The sequence below is a fragment of the Pseudomonas sessilinigenes genome (assembly GCF_003850565.1).
GTDB lineage: Bacteria > Pseudomonadota > Gammaproteobacteria > Pseudomonadales > Pseudomonadaceae > Aquipseudomonas > Aquipseudomonas sessilinigenes.
Genome location: NZ_CP027706.1, coordinates 1,032,469 through 1,046,849, shown reverse-complemented (window position 1 = coordinate 1,046,849; position 14,381 = coordinate 1,032,469). Strand labels below are relative to the sequence as shown.

13 protein-coding genes and 1 pseudogene are annotated in these 14,381 nt (G+C 62.6%); 6 read left to right on the top strand and 8 right to left on the bottom strand.

Features of this window, described 5'->3' with window-relative positions; translation table 11 throughout:
* Window positions 1-248 precede the first annotated feature (248 nt).
* The gene (gene cysZ / locus C4K39_RS04720) at window positions 249-1,004 is read left to right on the top strand and encodes a sulfate transporter CysZ (RefSeq protein WP_068584155.1); all 756 of its coding nucleotides are present in this window, start codon (window positions 249-251) and stop codon (window positions 1,002-1,004) included.
* A 14-nt stretch (window positions 1,005-1,018) separates the two neighbouring features.
* On the opposite strand, the gene C4K39_RS04715 is transcribed toward cysZ, so the two are convergent.
* Complete coding sequence (locus C4K39_RS04715; protein WP_068584158.1) at window positions 1,019-2,014, bottom strand: GlxA family transcriptional regulator; 996 nt, start codon at window positions 2,012-2,014, stop codon at window positions 1,019-1,021.
* 121 nt (window positions 2,015-2,135) lie between these two features.
* Between C4K39_RS04715 and C4K39_RS04710 the strand changes: the two genes are divergently transcribed.
* Entirely contained in the window at window positions 2,136-2,846 is a 711-nt protein-coding gene (locus tag C4K39_RS04710; RefSeq protein WP_124345769.1) for a DJ-1/PfpI family protein, read from the top strand.
* Between the two features lie 39 nt (window positions 2,847-2,885).
* Window positions 2,886-4,157: a glycosyltransferase family 4 protein gene (locus tag C4K39_RS04705; protein WP_124345768.1), complete on the top strand. Its 1,272-nt coding sequence runs from the start codon at window positions 2,886-2,888 to the stop codon at window positions 4,155-4,157.
* On the opposite strand, the gene C4K39_RS04700 is transcribed toward C4K39_RS04705, so the two are convergent.
* From C4K39_RS04700 to C4K39_RS04690, 3 genes are all read right to left on the bottom strand, one after another.
* Entirely contained in the window at window positions 4,154-5,257 is a 1,104-nt protein-coding gene (locus C4K39_RS04700) for an NADH:flavin oxidoreductase (protein ID WP_124345767.1), read from the bottom strand. The genes C4K39_RS04705 and C4K39_RS04700 overlap by 4 nt on opposite strands.
* 213 nt (window positions 5,258-5,470) lie before the next feature.
* The gene (locus tag C4K39_RS04695) at window positions 5,471-5,953 is read right to left on the bottom strand and encodes a glutathione peroxidase (protein ID WP_068584168.1); all 483 of its coding nucleotides are present in this window, start codon (window positions 5,951-5,953) and stop codon (window positions 5,471-5,473) included.
* Window positions 5,954-6,070: 117 nt separating this feature from the next.
* Window positions 6,071-6,556: an FKBP-type peptidyl-prolyl cis-trans isomerase gene (locus C4K39_RS04690; protein WP_022642345.1), complete on the bottom strand. Its 486-nt coding sequence runs from the start codon at window positions 6,554-6,556 to the stop codon at window positions 6,071-6,073.
* On the opposite strand from C4K39_RS04690, the gene C4K39_RS04685 reads away from it, so the two are divergent.
* From C4K39_RS04685 to yihG, 3 genes are read left to right on the top strand one after another with little or no spacing between them, the layout of a single operon-like run.
* Window positions 6,525-6,863 carry a DUF3565 domain-containing protein gene (locus C4K39_RS04685; RefSeq protein ID WP_124345766.1) on the top strand — a complete coding sequence of 113 codons (339 nt, stop codon included), beginning with the start codon at window positions 6,525-6,527 and terminating at the stop codon, window positions 6,861-6,863. The genes C4K39_RS04690 and C4K39_RS04685 overlap by 32 nt on opposite strands.
* Before the next feature lie 58 nt (window positions 6,864-6,921).
* A complete protein-coding gene (gene pta, locus C4K39_RS04680) occupies window positions 6,922-9,021 on the top strand; it encodes a phosphate acetyltransferase (protein WP_068584171.1) in 2,100 nt (699 codons plus the stop codon).
* Window positions 9,022-9,927, top strand: a complete 906-nt coding sequence (yihG, locus tag C4K39_RS04675; RefSeq protein ID WP_124345765.1) for a 1-acylglycerol-3-phosphate O-acyltransferase, YihG family — start codon at window positions 9,022-9,024, stop codon at window positions 9,925-9,927.
* Between the two features lie 114 nt (window positions 9,928-10,041).
* Here the strand turns inward: yihG and cysN are convergent, their stop codons facing one another.
* The 4 genes and pseudogenes from cysN to C4K39_RS04655 all read right to left on the bottom strand — a co-directional run bounded on the left by cysN (window position 10,042) and on the right by C4K39_RS04655 (window position 14,329).
* Window positions 10,042-11,940, bottom strand: a complete 1,899-nt coding sequence (gene cysN / locus C4K39_RS04670) for a sulfate adenylyltransferase subunit CysN (RefSeq protein ID WP_068584177.1) — start codon at window positions 11,938-11,940, stop codon at window positions 10,042-10,044.
* Between the two features lie 53 nt (window positions 11,941-11,993).
* A pseudogene (locus tag C4K39_RS04665) lies at window positions 11,994-12,335 on the bottom strand (four helix bundle protein).
* A gap of 104 nt (window positions 12,336-12,439) precedes the next feature.
* A complete protein-coding gene (gene cysD, locus C4K39_RS04660; RefSeq protein WP_022642340.1) occupies window positions 12,440-13,357 on the bottom strand; it encodes a sulfate adenylyltransferase subunit CysD in 918 nt (305 codons plus the stop codon).
* Between the two features lie 213 nt (window positions 13,358-13,570).
* The gene (locus tag C4K39_RS04655; RefSeq protein ID WP_124345764.1) at window positions 13,571-14,329 is read right to left on the bottom strand and encodes a Nif3-like dinuclear metal center hexameric protein; all 759 of its coding nucleotides are present in this window, start codon (window positions 14,327-14,329) and stop codon (window positions 13,571-13,573) included.
* Window positions 14,330-14,381: the final 52 nt, after the last annotated feature.

The window sequence follows — 14,381 nt, the reverse complement described above, 5'->3', positions numbered from 1 at the left end:
AAAAAAGGACGGCGAAACCTTGGGGAAGGCTAAAACTCGTCCGTCCAAAAAATAATGGGTGCAGCGTATAGAGGGGGCGAAGATTAAGGAAATACGGTTTAACAATCCAGCTCATAGGCGGTCTCTATTCTCTGGCCATCTATTTGAAAGGGTCTTTGTTACCGTTGATGTCGCCCTGTGCGCCGTGCTTTCGCCCCTTGTGCAAAGCCGGTAAGGTCGGCGCGTTTTCCTTCTGCTCGGAGCCTTCTATGCCCGCCCCTGTCCTGTCCGGCCCGCAATACCTGCGCGAGGGCCTCAAGTTGATCCTCACGCCCGGCCTGCGCCTGTTCGTGCTCTTGCCACTGCTGGTGAACCTGGTGCTGTTCGTCGGCTTGATCTACTTCGCCGGCCACCAGTTCAGCCTCTGGGTCGACGCCCTGATGCCAACCCTGCCGCAGTGGCTGAGCTTTCTCAGCTACATCCTGTGGCCGCTGTTCGTGGTGCTGGTGGTGCTGATGGTGTTCTTCTCCTTCACCATGTTGGCCAACATCATTGCCGCTCCGTTCAACGGATTCCTCGCGGAAAAGGTCGAGACCGTGGTGCGTGGCACCGATGACTTTCCACCGTTCAGCTGGGGGGAGCTGCTGGCGATGATCCCTCGGACCCTGTCCCGGGAAATGCGCAAGCTGGGGTATTTCCTGCCCCGGGCCATCGGCCTGTTCATCCTCTCGCTGATTCCGGTGGTCAACCTGGTGGCCGCACCGCTGTGGCTGCTGTTCGGCATCTGGATGATGGCGATCCAGTACATCGACTACCCGGCGGACAACCACAAGATGAGCTGGCAGGACATGCTCGCCTGGCTACGCCAGAAGCGCTGGCAGAGCCTGGGTTTCGGCGGCATCGTCTACCTGGCGCTGATGATTCCCTTCGTCAACATCCTGATGATGCCCGCCGCCGTGGCCGGGGCGACGCTGTTCTGGGTCCGCGAGCGCGGTGTGGATAACTTGCCGGGCCAGCCACGCTGACCCCATCTTGCACCTCAGAGAACCTGCGCTTTGGCCTCATCGCGAGAGCTGAAGCGCTGGCGGTAATCCTGGGCGTTGATGCCGAAAACTCGCTGGAATGCACGACGGAATGTCGCCTCGCTGCCCAGGCCGCAACGCAGGGCGATCCGCTTGAGCGGCCACGGGGTTTCATCCAACAACTGCCGTGCCGCCTCCACCCGGATCCGCTCCACCGCCTTGGCCGGCGTAGTGCCGGTCTGCTCTCGGTAGTGACGCAGGAAACTGCGCTCGCTCATTCCCATCCGCTGCGCCAGCACCGCCACTGACAGATCCTGGGCGACATGTTCGGTGATCCAGGCATGCAACTGGGCAAAACCACCAGCACGATGCTGCAGGAACAGCGGCACACTGAACTGCGCCTGGCCGCCTGGACGCTTGAGGAAAACCACCAGGTAGCGGGCGATTTCCAGGGCCAGCTCATGACCCAGGTCCTCTTCCACCAGGGCCAGGGCCAGGTCGATGCCGGCCGTGACCCCGGCTGAAGTCCAGATCGGCCCGTCGTTGACGAAGATCGAATCGGGCTCGACCCGGACCAGGGGAAAGCGCCGGGCCAGCGCCTCGCAGCGGCTCCAGTGGGTCACGGCACGCCGGCCATCGAGCAGCCCGGCGGCCGCCAGCAGAAAGGCGCCATTGCAGATCGACACCAACCTGCGGGCCACCGGTGCCCGCTGTCCGATCCAGCGAGGCAGGGCGCCATCCCGGCAGGCCGCCCCCACTCCCTGGCCACCGATCACCAGCAAAGTGTCGCAAGGCGACTGGACATCAGGTAATGGCAGCGGGTTGAACTCCAGCCCCTCGCAAGACAGCAACGGTGCCTGGGCAGCAATCACAGTGACGTCATAGGCCGCGGCTTGGCCGGCAAATGCCAGCAACTCATTGGCGGTAGCGAACACCCGCAGGGGGCCCGATAGATCGAGCATGTTCACTGCGGGAAACACCAGAAACTGAATGAGCCTGGGTGGCTGCGACATGACCTGGATACCTGGAAGGAGTTGGCGTGAATTGTCGCATTTTTGGCAAAAACGCCAAGTGCAGGCTGATTAAGGTACATCCAGCCCGGCCCCCGCCGCGGCCCAATCCAAGGAACCTCAGATGCTGCTCGAACCAGGTACACCTCTAAAAGTCGGGATTCTCATCGCCCCGGGGTTCGCCCTGATGGATATCGCCGGCGCCCACTCGGTGTTCGGCATGGCGCCCAATACCGAACTGCATGTGCTGTGGAAGGATCGCCATCCGGTCATGGCCATGCCGGACTTCCCCTGCCATGCCAGCACGACGTTCGACGAATGCCCGCCCGACCTCGATGTGCTGGTGATAGGCGCAGTGGGCACATCAGCGATCGAAGACCCGCAATTGATCCAGTTCCTGCGTAAACAGTGCCCGCGTACGCGCTTCGTCATTTCCATCTGCGCCGGCGCCCTGCTGCTGGGCGCCGCCGGTTTCCTGCAGGGACGCCGGGCGACCACCAACCTGCACCTGATCCATACCCTGGAGGCATTCGGTGCCACGGCGATCAGCGGTGGCGAAGTGGTGATCGACGGCCCGCTGTACAGTGCAGGCCCCGCCACCGGCTCCTTCGAGACGGCGTTGATGGTTCTGGCCCGCTTGCGGGGCGAGCAGATCGCCAAGCTGTTGGAGCTGACCATCGAGTACCACCCTCGCGCGCCTTTCAATGTCGGCACCCCGGAGCTGGCCGGCCCCGAACTGACCCGCCAGACCCTGGAGTTGTACGCGGACTTTTTCCGCCGGAGCACCGAGACCGCCCTGGAGCACTATCGCAGCGCTCTGGAACCGCAGCGCTGAGCGGTCATAAATCCATCACTGCGAAGTCACAATGACGACATGGCCCCAGCCGACACTGGGGTCATGAGCCCAGCCCTGCATATCACCCTCATCACCGAGACCTTCCCGCCGGAAATCAACGGCGTGGCCAATACCCTTGGCCGCCTGTGCGATGGCCTGCGGGCCCGTGGACACCAGGTGGAACTGGTGCGCCCGCGCCAAGGCTGCGATCAGAGCCGGAGCAGCGACGAAGCCCTGCTGCTGTGCCGAGGTTGGCCACTGCCGGGGTATCCGGGGCTGCAATGGGGCCAGTCATCGATGCACAAGCTGCTACGCCGCTGGAAACGCCAGCGCCCGGATGTGCTCTATATCGCCACCGAAGGACCGCTGGGCCTGTCCGCGCTGCGGGCGGCCAAACGCCTGGGAATCTCGGTGGTCAGTGGCTTCCATACCAACTTCCAGCAGTACTCCAGCCAGTACGGCCTGGGCCTGCTGACACGCCTGCTGACCCACTACCTGCGTTGGTTCCACAACCGCTCGAAGCTGACCCTGGTACCCAGTGCCAGCCAGTGCCTGGAACTGGAGCGCCGCCACTTCGAGCGCCTGGCGCTGCTCTCCCGCGGGGTCGACAGCCAGTTGTTTCACCCGGCCAAGCGGGTCGCCGAACTGCGGGCCAGTTGGGGGCTGGATAACGACGACCTGGCGGTGATCCATGTCGGGCGCCTGGCACCGGAGAAGAACCTGGGCCTGCTCAAGCGTTGCTTCGAGCGCCTGCAAGCGAGTTATCCACAGCAGAGGATGAAACTGATCGTGGTGGGCGATGGCCCGCAGCGGGCGGCCCTGGAGAAAAGCCTGCCCGATGCGTTGTTCTGCGGTAGCCAGCGAGGCGAGGCGCTGGCGGCACACTATGCCTGCGGCGACCTGTTCCTGTTTCCCAGCCTGACCGAGACCTTCGGCAACGTGGTACTCGAAGCACTGGCCTCGGGGTTGGCCGTGGTGGCTTACGATCAAGCAGCAGCGGCTCAGCATATCCGCCACGGCTACAACGGCGTGCTGGCGATGCCGGGGGATGAAAATGCGTTCTGCGATGCCGCCAACTGGCTGCTCGAAGAAACTGAAACCTTGCGCCGGGTGCGCCTCAACGCTCGCCAGCATGCCAGCCGCCAAGGCTGGCCTGCGGTGATCGAGCAGTTCGAGGATCAACTGCGCAGCGCCTGCCAGCACTCGCTGGCGCCTTCCGGTACCAGCAGCATCGAGACCTCGGCCAGCGCCCTTGGCAAGCTCGGTGCGGCAAGGGGCTTGCCACCCTCGCCGCCCGGCAGCGCGCGTTAGACCAGGGTCATCAAGGCTTCGCGGCTGAACGGCCGGATGTCCTGCTCGCGACCTTCACGAACCTTCTGCGCCCAGTCCGGATCGACCAGCAGCGCGCGGCCCACGGCCACCAGGTCGAACTCGTCGTTGCCCAGGCGCTGCAACAGGTTCTCCAGGCTGGCCGGCTGGGCCACCTTGTCGGTATTGACCATGAACTGCAGGAACTCGCCATCCAGGCCAACGCTACCGACGGTGATGGTGGGCTTGCCAGTGAGCTTGCGGGTCCAGCCCGCCAGGTTGAGATCGGAGCCTTCGAACTCCGGCTCCCAGAAACGCCGGGTCGAGCAGTGGAAGATATCTACGCCAGCCGCCACCAATGGCTTGAGGAATGCCTCCAGGGCCTCTGGTGTCTGTACCAGCCGGGCAGTGTAGTCCTGCTGCTTCCATTGGGAGAAACGCAGGATAATCGGAAAATCCGCACCCACGGCGGCGCGGACCGCCTGGATCAGCTCGATGGCAAAGCGCGAGCGCTGGGCCAGGTCGCCGCCGTACTCATCGGTGCGCTGGTTGCTGCCTTCCCAGAAGAACTGGTCCACCAGGTACCCGTGGGCACCGTGGATCTCCACGCCATCCATGCCAATGCTCTGGGCGTCCTTGGCAGCCTGGGCGAACGCTGCGATCACCTCCTGGATATCCTGGTGGGTCATGCCGTGCACCACGACCTTGCCATCCTTGAGCTTCTCGCTGGGACCGTAGCCCGGCACGCTGGCATCCGGCTCGGTGCCCAGGCGCCGCACGTTGCCCACATGCCACAGCTGCGGGACGATCTTGCCGCCCTCGGCATGCACCGCATCCACGACTTTCTTCCAGCCCGCCAACGCGGCTTCGCCATGGAACTGCGGCACATTGGGATAGCCATTGGCCGCCTGGTGCCCGACGGTGGTGCCTTCGGTGATGATCAGGCCGACACCTGCCGCCGCCCGTCGACGGTAGTATTCGACGACTTTCGCATTGGGCACGCCACCCGGGGAGAACGACCGGGTCATCGGGGCCATCACGACTCGGGAGGGCAATTCCAACGCGCCCAGCTGAAAGGGTTTGAACAAGGCTTGGACAGACATGCTGCACTCCGACAGGAAAGGACTGGAGTCGAGAATCGACGCACAAGGCAACGCCAGGCCGGGGCCCGACGCACTTATGATGAGGATAATATTCTTCACTCAAGACCCTGCACAGCACTATTGATTTGAGTGATCTTGGCGCAAAAACGCCGCCATACGGCGGCGTGGATGAGGCGCGAACAGCGGGCGCGGCGACAAGCCCGCCAGGTCGCTTCAGCTCAAGGCTTTCTCGATGGCCTGGACCACCGTGGGGTCATCGGGAGCGGTACGCGGTGAAAAACGCGCCAGGACCCGGCCATCCTTGCCAAGCAGGAACTTCTCGAAGTTCCAGGTGATGTCCCCGGGAAACTCGGCGCCCTCGCCCGCCAGCAGGCGGTACAGCTGGTGGCGCTCCGGGCCGTTGACCTCGAGCTTGCTGCTCAGTGGAAAGCTCACTCCGTAGTTAAGGCTGCAGAACTCCTGGATCTCCTGTTCGGTACCAGGCTCCTGTCCGGCGAACTGGTTGCACGGCAGGCCCAGCACACTGAACCCCTGGCCCTTGTACTGCTGGTAGAGGTTCTCCAGCGCCGCATACTGGGGAGTCAGGCCGCACTTGGAGGCGACGTTGACCACCAGCACGACTTGTCCCTTGAAGGGCGCGAGCGGCAGTTCCTGACCATCCAGGGCTTTCAGTTTAAGGTCGTGAAAAGCACTCATGACGAACTCCAAATTCCCGTGTTCTTAAGACAGCCTCTCGACAGTACAGCCAAAAGCCGCGGACTAAAAAGGCGCCCTCGGGCGCCTTTCCAGCAATCTTGAGCTTAGCGCAGAAACTCAGTGGTGATGACCACCTTCGCCATGGACGTGGCCATGGGCAACTTCTTCCTGGCTGGCATCACGGATGGCAACGACCTTGACCTGGAAGTTCAGGCGCTGGCCGGCCAGTGGGTGGTTGCCGTCGACAGTCACGTCGTCGCCGTCCAGATCGCGAATGGTCACGATCTGCATCTGGCCGTCCGGAGCCGAAGCGTGGAACTGCATGCCCACTTCCAGTTCGTCGACGCCTTCGAACATGCTGCGGCTCAGGGTACTGACCAGCTCGGCGGCGTATTCGCCGTAGGCGTCTTCAGGCTCCACGGCGACCTTCAGCTCGTCACCGACCTGCTTGCCTTCCAGGGCCTTTTCCAGGCCCGGAATGATGTTGCCTGCGCCATGCAGGTAGACCAGCGGGGCGCCGCCGGCAGAGCTGTCGATGACCTCACCAGCGTCGTTGGTGAGGGTATAGTCGATGGAGACAGCCTTATTGGCGGCGATCAGCATGGGGCGGGACCTTTTGCATAAGAATGAAGAACGTCCAAGTTTAGCGAAGCAATCGCTCGAAAGCGAACGGAACCCGGACAAACGGAATCAGAAGCAGCCCTCGACAATCTGCGGCTTTCACCAGGATGAGGACGGCCACTGGGTGGTCGAACTGTCCTGCGGCCATACCCAGCACCTGCGCCACCAGCCGCCATGGCAATCACGTGCCTGGGTGCTGGACCCAACGCAGCGGGCAGAAAAAATAGGTCGCCCCTTTGCGTGTGGCTGGTGTGCTCAAGACGCGGGAAACGATAACCTTAGCCCCTGACTATCGCGGTAGGCGGCCATGGACCGTCGCCCTTGCCATGCACCCTTCGAGAATTCGCATGCAAACTTTCTTTATCGCGCCCACCGACTTTGGCGTGGGCCTGACCTCTATCAGCCTCGGGCTGGTACGCACCCTGGAACGCGCCGGCCTCAAGGTCGGTTTCTTCAAGCCCATTGCCCAACCACACCCTGGCGACACCGGTCCGGAGCGCTCCACTGAACTGGTGGCGCGGACCCACGGCCTGAAGCCACCACAGCCCCTGGGCCTGGCCCACGTGGAACGGATGCTGGGCGATGGCCAGCTGGACGAGCTGCTGGAAGAAATCATCACCCTCTACCAGCAGGCTGCCATCGGCAAGGACGTGCTGGTTGTCGAGGGCATGGTCCCGACCCGTGCCGCCAGCTACGCGGCCCGGGTCAACCTGCACCTGGCCAAGAGCCTGGATGCCGAGGTGATCCTGGTATCGGCCCCGGAAAACGAAGTGTTGACCGAGCTGTCCGGGCGGGTCGAGTTGCAGGCGCAGTTGTTCGGTGGCCCACGGGATCCGAAAGTGCTGGGGGTGATCCTCAACAAGGTGCGTACCGACGAAAGCATCGAGGCGTTCAGCGCCCGCCTGAAAGAGCATTCGCCACTGCTGCGCAGCGGTGACTTCCGCCTGCTGGGCTGCATCCCGTTCCAGCCGGAACTCAATGCTCCGCGCACCCGTGACGTGGCAGACCTGATGGGCGCCCAGGTACTCAACGCCGGGGACTACGAAAACCGGCGCATGACCAAGATCATCATTTGTGCGCGCACCATGCGCAACACCGTGGAGCTGCTCAAGCCCGGAGTGCTGGTGGTGACCCCGGGCGATCGCGACGACATCATCCTCGCCGTAAGTCTGGCGGCCATCAACGGCGTGCCCCTGGCCGGCCTGCTGCTGACCAGCGGCACCCTGCCCGATCCGAAGATCATGGAGCTGTGCCGTGGCGCCCTGAATGCCGGCCTGCCCGTGTTGTCGGTGAGCACCGGCTCCTACGACACCGCCAACCAGCTCAACGGCCTGAACAAGGAAATCCCCATCGATGACCGCGAGCGCGCGGAAATCATCACCGACTTCGTCGCCAGCCACCTGGATGCCGACTGGCTGCACCAGCGTTGTGGCACCCCACGGGAAATGCGCCTGTCGCCCGCGGTGTTCCGCTACCAGCTGATCCAGCGCGCCCAGCAAGCCGACAAGCGCATCGTCCTGCCCGAGGGCAGCGAGCCGCTGACCGTGCAAGCTGCTGCCATCTGCCAGGCCCGTGGCATAGCCCGCTGCGTGCTGCTGGCCAAGCCGGACGACGTGCACGCCGTGGCCAGGGCCCAGGGCATCGAGCTGCCCGAGGGCCTGGAGATCCTCGACCCGGACCTGATTCGCGAGCGTTATGTCGAGCCCATGGTGGCCCTGCGCAAGAGCAAGAGCCTCAACGCCCCGATGGCCGAGCAACAACTGGAAGACCCGGTGGTGATCGGCACGGTGATGCTGGCCCTGGACGAGGTCGACGGTCTGGTCTCCGGGCTCGTCCACTCCACCGCCAACACCATCCGCCCTGCCCTGCAACTGATCAAGACCGCGCCGGGCTGCACCCTGGTGTCCTCGGTGTTCTTCATGCTGTTTCCCGAGCAGGTGCTGGTCTACGGCGACTGTGTGATGAACCCGCACCCCAGTGCCAGCGAACTGGCAGAGATCGCCCTGCAGAGCGCCGATTCGGCGGCGGCCTTCGGCATCCCTCCACGGGTCGCGATGATCAGCTACTCCAGCGGCGACTCGGCCAGTGGCGAAGAGGTGGAGAAGGTCCGCGAGGCCACCCTGCTGGCCCATGAAGCCCAGCGCTCGCTGTTGATCGACGGCCCGCTGCAGTACGACGCCGCCGCCAACGAGAACGTCGCCCGGCAACTGGCTCCCAACAGCCAGGTGGCGGGCAAGGCCACGGTGTTCGTGTTCCCCGACCTGAATACCGGCAACACCACCCACAAGGCCGTGCAGCGCAGCTCCGACTGCGTCAGCCTGGGGCCGATGCTGCAAGGCCTGCGCAAGCCGGTGAACGACCTGCCCCGCGGGGCCCAGGTGGACGATATCGTCTACACCATCGCCCTGACGGCGATCCAAGCCGCCAACCGACCCATGGATGCCTGAATGCTGGACTTTCTACCGGGTGCCGTACGCGGCACCATCGCGTCGCTGTTGCTGGCGCTCAACACCATTTTGCTGTGCTCGTTCCTGTTCTGCGTGGCGATCTTCAAGGCCCTGCCCTTTGCCTTCACCCAGCGTTTCACCCACTGGCTGATGAACCATACCCATGAGGCCTGGATCAGTAACAACAAAGCCTGGATGCAGCTGGTGTGCCGCACTCGCTGGCATGTGCAGGGCCTTGAAGGCCTGGACTACCAGCACTCCTACCTGGTCACCAGCAACCACCAGAGCTGGGTCGATATCCTGGTATTGCAGTACGTGCTCAACCGACGTATCCGCCCATTGAAGTTCTTCCTCAAGCAGGAACTGATATGGGTGCCGGTGATCGGCCTGGCCTGGTGGGCCCTGGGCTTTCCCTTCATGAAGCGCTACTCCAAGGCCTACCTGGAGAAGCATCCGGAAAAAAGGGGCAAGGACCTGGAAACCACCCGCAAGACCTGCGCGAAATTCCGCAGCAATCCGGTGGGTATCTTCAACTTCGTCGAGGGCACGCGCTTCACCGAGGCCAAGCATGCCCAGCAGCAATCGCCATTCAAGTACCTGCTCAAGCCCAAGGCCGGCGGCATCGCCTTCGTGCTGGATGCCATGGGCGAGCAGCTGCAATCGATCGTCGACGTGACCATCCACTACCCTGCCGGCCGTCCCGGCTTCTGGGACTTGCTCAGCGGCAAGGTCAGGGAGGTGGTGGTGCATTTCGAAGAAGTACCGATTGCGCAGCAGTTCATCGGACGCAACTATGAACAGGACGCGGTTTATCGGCAGGCCTTCCAGGACTGGATCAACCAGCGCTGGCAAGCCAAGGATGCGCTGCTGGAGCAACTGCACCAGCATTATCCAGGCAAGCGATGAAGCGCCTGTAAGGGCCTCTTCGCGTTCGAACAGACACAAAAAGCCCGCAGACAGTCACCTGTCCGCGGGCTTTTTCTTGCAGCTTGCAGCTAGAAGCTCGCCGCTGCCCTTACCTTAGATCGCGCCACGGCTGCGCAACAGGTCCAGCACCTGCTTGACGCCCTCGTCCACGGTCAGCGCCTGGGTATCGATCACCAGGTCGGCATCCAGCGGCACGTCATACGGGAAGGACTCGCCCGGGATGTTATCGCCACCGGCCGCGTACAGGCCTTGGGGATCACGCTGGGCACAAACCGTTGGCGAGGCCTGGACATAGACCGTCAGCAGACGCTCCTTGCCGATCAAGTCCCTGACCTGCTCGCGCCCTTCGGCACTTGGGGCCACGAACGCTGCCAGGGTCAGCAGGCCGGCTTCGTTGAACTGACGGGCAACGTGAGCCGCACGCCGCCAGTTCTCGGTACGTCCGGCACGATCCTGGGGCAGCCCCTTGTTCAGGTCGTGACGCAGGTTCTGGCCGTCGAGGACGAACACCGCACGCCCCATATCGAACAGCTTGCGTTCCACGGCATAGGCCAGGGTGCTCTTGCCGGCGCCCGACAAGCCGCTGAACAGCACGGTGGCTGGCTGCTGGCCAAAGCGCTGGGCACGCTCCTGGGTGGCGACATGGGCCAGCTTGCCATGGTGGGTAGCGCTGCCGTGGGCCACTGGCTGGGCGATGATCATGCCCGCGCCGACGGTGCCGTTGGTCAGGCGATCGATGACGATGAAGGCGCCCGTGGTGCGATTGCTTTCGTAACCGTCCAGGGCAATCGATGCATCGAGGCTGACCTTGACCTTGCCGATCTCGTTCAGTTGCAGGGCACTGGCCGCGCCCTCTTCCAGGGTGTTCACATCGACCTTGTGAACAATGCTGGCGATCGAACCCGGCACATAGCTGGTGGCGCGCTTGATGTCGTACTTCTTGCCCGGCAGCATCGGCTCCTCGGCCATCCACACCAGCATGGCTTCGAAGTTATCGGTCACCGGTGGCACGCTGTCGGCGTGCACCAGCAAATCGCCCCGGGAGATATCGATCTCGTCTTCCATGGTCAGGGTCACGGCCTGGCCGGGCCCGGCCTGTTCCAACTCGCCCTCGAAAGTGACGATGGACTTGACGCGGCTGCTCTTGCCCGAAGGCAGCACCACCACTTCGTCGCCCTTGTGCACGATGCCGCTGGCCAGGGTGCCGGCGAAACCGCGGAAGTTCAGGTTCGGACGGTTGACGTACTGCACCGGGAAACGCAGGTCGGTGAGGTTGCGGTCGCCGGAGACCTCAACGGTCTCGAGAATTTCCATCAGCGACTGGCCGGTGTACCACGGCGAACGCTCGCTGCGGTTCACTACGTTGTCGCCCTTGAGTGCCGACATCGGCACGAAGTGCAGGCTGGTGGGCTGGATCTTCAGGCCCTTGGCGAACTGCAGGTAGTCGGCCTTGATCGACTCGAACACATCCTGGTCGAACCCCTTGAGGTCCATCTTGTTGATGGCCACGACGATGTGCTTGATCCCCAGCAGGGAGGCGATGTAGCTGTGCCGGCGAGTCTGGGTCTGCACGCCGTAGCGGGCGTCCACGAGGATGATCGCCAGGTCGCAGGTGGAGGCACCGGTGGCCATGTTGCGGGTGTACTGCTCATGGCCCGGGGTGTCGGCGATGATGAACTTACGCTTGGCGGTGGAGAAGTAACGGTAGGCCACGTCGATGGTGATGCCCTGCTCGCGCTCGGCCTGCAGGCCATCCACCAGCAAGGCCAGGTCGATGTCGTCACCGGTGGTGCCGACCTTCTTCGAGTCACGGGTGATGGCTTCCAGGTGATCTTCGTAGATCATCTTCGAATCGTGCAGCAGGCGCCCGATCAGGGTGCTCTTGCCGTCATCCACGTTGCCACAGGTAAGGAAGCGCAGCAGTTCCTTGCGTTCGTGCTGGCCCAGGTAGGCGAGGATGTCCTCGCTGATCAGATCGGATTGGTGGCTCATAGCGTTCAAGCTCCAAGCTGTAAGCTTCAAGCGGCAAGCTTGTCGGCGTACAGCTAGTCAGAAATTTTTTTGATCAAGCCGCTGAGCATCTTCGATAGCTCGCGGGTTTCTTTAATCCAATTCTCAGCCAGCGGGTTCGCGATGTAGGCAATTTCACGAGCGATAAGGATTTGAGTCCGGAGTTCGCCGCAGGAAGCTTTCGCGATCCAGAGAAAATGGACTTTTTCTCTATTGCTACGACGCTCCATGCCCTCGGCAATATTGGAAGGCACCGAAAGAACAGAGCGAGTGATCTGGTCCTTGAATCCAAAGTCCCCACACTACGCAAACTCTTTATAAATCCCCACCGCCAAAGCTTTGCTTCGCTGCCAAACAATCAGTTTCTCGAAATCCATGACGAGTGTTCCGATTCCGGCTCGCAACAACCGGCTGCAAGCAACAAACCACGACGTTACGCATACCGCCTTTAACTTGCTGCTTGCCGCTTGTAACTCGAAGCTTAAAAGTACCCTTGGCGTTTTTTGTCTTCCATCGAGCCTGCGCCATCGTGGTCGATGACCCGGCCCTGGCGCTCCGACGTACGGGTCAGGAGCATTTCCTGGATGATGTCGGTCAGGGTCTCGGCTTCGGACTCGACCGCGCCCGTCAACGGGTAGCAGCCCAGGGTACGGAAACGCACTTTCTTCTTGACGATGCGCGCCTTCTCCTCATCGCTGAGGTGCTCGAGGATGCGCTCGTCGTCGATCATGATCAGGGTGCCATTCTTCTCGATCACTTCGCGCTCGGCGGCGAAGTACAGTGGCACGATCGGGATACCTTCCAGGTAGATGTATTGCCAGATGTCCAGCTCGGTCCAGTTGGACAGCGGGAACACGCGGATCGACTCGCCCTTGTTGACCTTGCCGTTGTACACGTTCCACAGCTCGGGACGCTGGTTCTTCGGGTCCCAGCGGTGCTTGCTGTCGCGGAACGAGTAGACGCGCTCCTTGGCGCGGGACTTCTCTTCATCGCGGCGAGCCCCGCCGAACGCGGCGTCGAAACCGTGCTTGTCCAGGGCCTGCTTGAGGCCCTCGGTCTTCATGATGTCGGTGTGCTTGGCGCTGCCGTGGGTGAAGGGGTTGATGCCCTGGGCCACGCCATCGGGGTTGACGTGGGTAATCAGGTCCAGGCCCATTTCCTCGACCATGCGATCGCGGAACTTGTACATCTCCTGGAATTTCCACCGGGTATCGACGTGCATCACCGGGAACGGCAGCTTGCCGGGGAAGAACGCCTTGCGGGCCAGATGCAACATCACCGCGGAGTCCTTGCCGATGGAATACAGCATCACCGGATTGTCGAACTCGGCCGCCACCTCGCGGATGATGTGGATGCTTTCCGCCTCCAGCTGTTTCAGATGCGTCAGTTTGTCGACCATGGCTACTCACGAAAGCTTTCTTATGGACGGCCTGCGGGCCGTGTTCGAGCGGGGCATGCTAGCACAGCGACCTGCTTCTAATCAGGGAGCCAACTAGAACGAAACGGTATATGAATATACCCGCCTGTTTGCTGGATTCACGCCCTGCAACAGCGCCCCTGGCTGCGCAAGGACGCTCCTTCGAAGCCCCGGCGCAGCGGCGATGAAGCGCCCTCAGATCGGGTTCGGGCAATCGATGAACAGGTGCTCCAGGGCAAAGCGCCGGGCCAGGTAGTCACCCAGCGCCTGAACGCCATAGCGCTCGGTGGCGTGGTGCCCCGCGGCGATGAAGCTGATGTCGTTTTCCCGGGCACTGTGGAACGTCTGCTCCGAGGCCTCGCCACTCAGGTACAGGTCGACACCGGCCAGCACCGCCTGGTCGATGTAGCCCTGGCCGCCACCGGTACACCAGCCGACCCGACGAATCATCTCGCTGCCTTCGATCAGCAGCGGTTCGCGGCCCATCACCTCTTGTACCCGCCGGGCAAAGTCCCGCGGACTCATGGGTTCTTCCAGAGACCCGACCAGACCGACGACCTTGGGATTTTCCGGGTCCAGCGGGCCTTCCACGGTGATATCCAACTGCCGGGCCAGTTGCACGTTGTTACCCACCTCAGGGTGCAGGTCCAGGGGCAGGTGGTAGGCCAACAGGCTGATATCGTGCTTGAGCAGGGTTTTCAACCTACGCTGCTTCATACCCGTGACGCAGGGGTCTTCCCCCTTCCAGAAGTAACCGTGGTGCACCAGTACCAGGTCGGCCTTGGCCTCCACCGCGGCATCCAACAGGGCCTGGCTGGCAGTCACGCCGCTGACGATACGCATCACCTGCGGGCGCCCTTCGACCTGCAGGCCATTGGGGCAATAGTCGGCGATTCGCGAACTGCCCAGGTAGCGGTCCGCTTCTTCTACCAGTGTGCTCAGGGCAACGGCCATGAAAGACTCCTAAATATCCCGTCCAGAGGCACGTGCGGCCTCGTATAATGCG

Coding starts and splice junctions, on each gene's coding strand:
- C4K39_RS04685 (WP_124345766.1), top strand. CDS start 6,525: ATGGAGACAGCCTTATTGGCGGCGATCAGCATGGGGCGGGACCTTTTG.
- cysZ (WP_068584155.1), top strand. CDS start 249: ATGCCCGCCCCTGTCCTGTCCGGCCCGCAATACCTGCGCGAGGGCCTC.
- C4K39_RS04700 (WP_124345767.1), bottom strand. CDS start 5,257: ATGTCTGTCCAAGCCTTGTTCAAACCCTTTCAGCTGGGCGCGTTGGAA.
- C4K39_RS04690 (WP_022642345.1), bottom strand. CDS start 6,556: ATGCTGATCGCCGCCAATAAGGCTGTCTCCATCGACTATACCCTCACC.
- C4K39_RS04705 (WP_124345768.1), top strand. CDS start 2,886: ATGGCCCCAGCCGACACTGGGGTCATGAGCCCAGCCCTGCATATCACC.
- C4K39_RS04695 (WP_068584168.1), bottom strand. CDS start 5,953: ATGAGTGCTTTTCACGACCTTAAACTGAAAGCCCTGGATGGTCAGGAA.
- yihG (WP_124345765.1), top strand. CDS start 9,022: ATGCTGGACTTTCTACCGGGTGCCGTACGCGGCACCATCGCGTCGCTG.
- cysN (WP_068584177.1), bottom strand. CDS start 11,940: ATGAGCCACCAATCCGATCTGATCAGCGAGGACATCCTCGCCTACCTG.
- C4K39_RS04715 (WP_068584158.1), bottom strand. CDS start 2,014: ATGTCGCAGCCACCCAGGCTCATTCAGTTTCTGGTGTTTCCCGCAGTG.
- C4K39_RS04710 (WP_124345769.1), top strand. CDS start 2,136: ATGCTGCTCGAACCAGGTACACCTCTAAAAGTCGGGATTCTCATCGCC.
- cysD (WP_022642340.1), bottom strand. CDS start 13,357: ATGGTCGACAAACTGACGCATCTGAAACAGCTGGAGGCGGAAAGCATC.
- pta (WP_068584171.1), top strand. CDS start 6,922: ATGCAAACTTTCTTTATCGCGCCCACCGACTTTGGCGTGGGCCTGACC.
- C4K39_RS04655 (WP_124345764.1), bottom strand. CDS start 14,329: ATGGCCGTTGCCCTGAGCACACTGGTAGAAGAAGCGGACCGCTACCTG.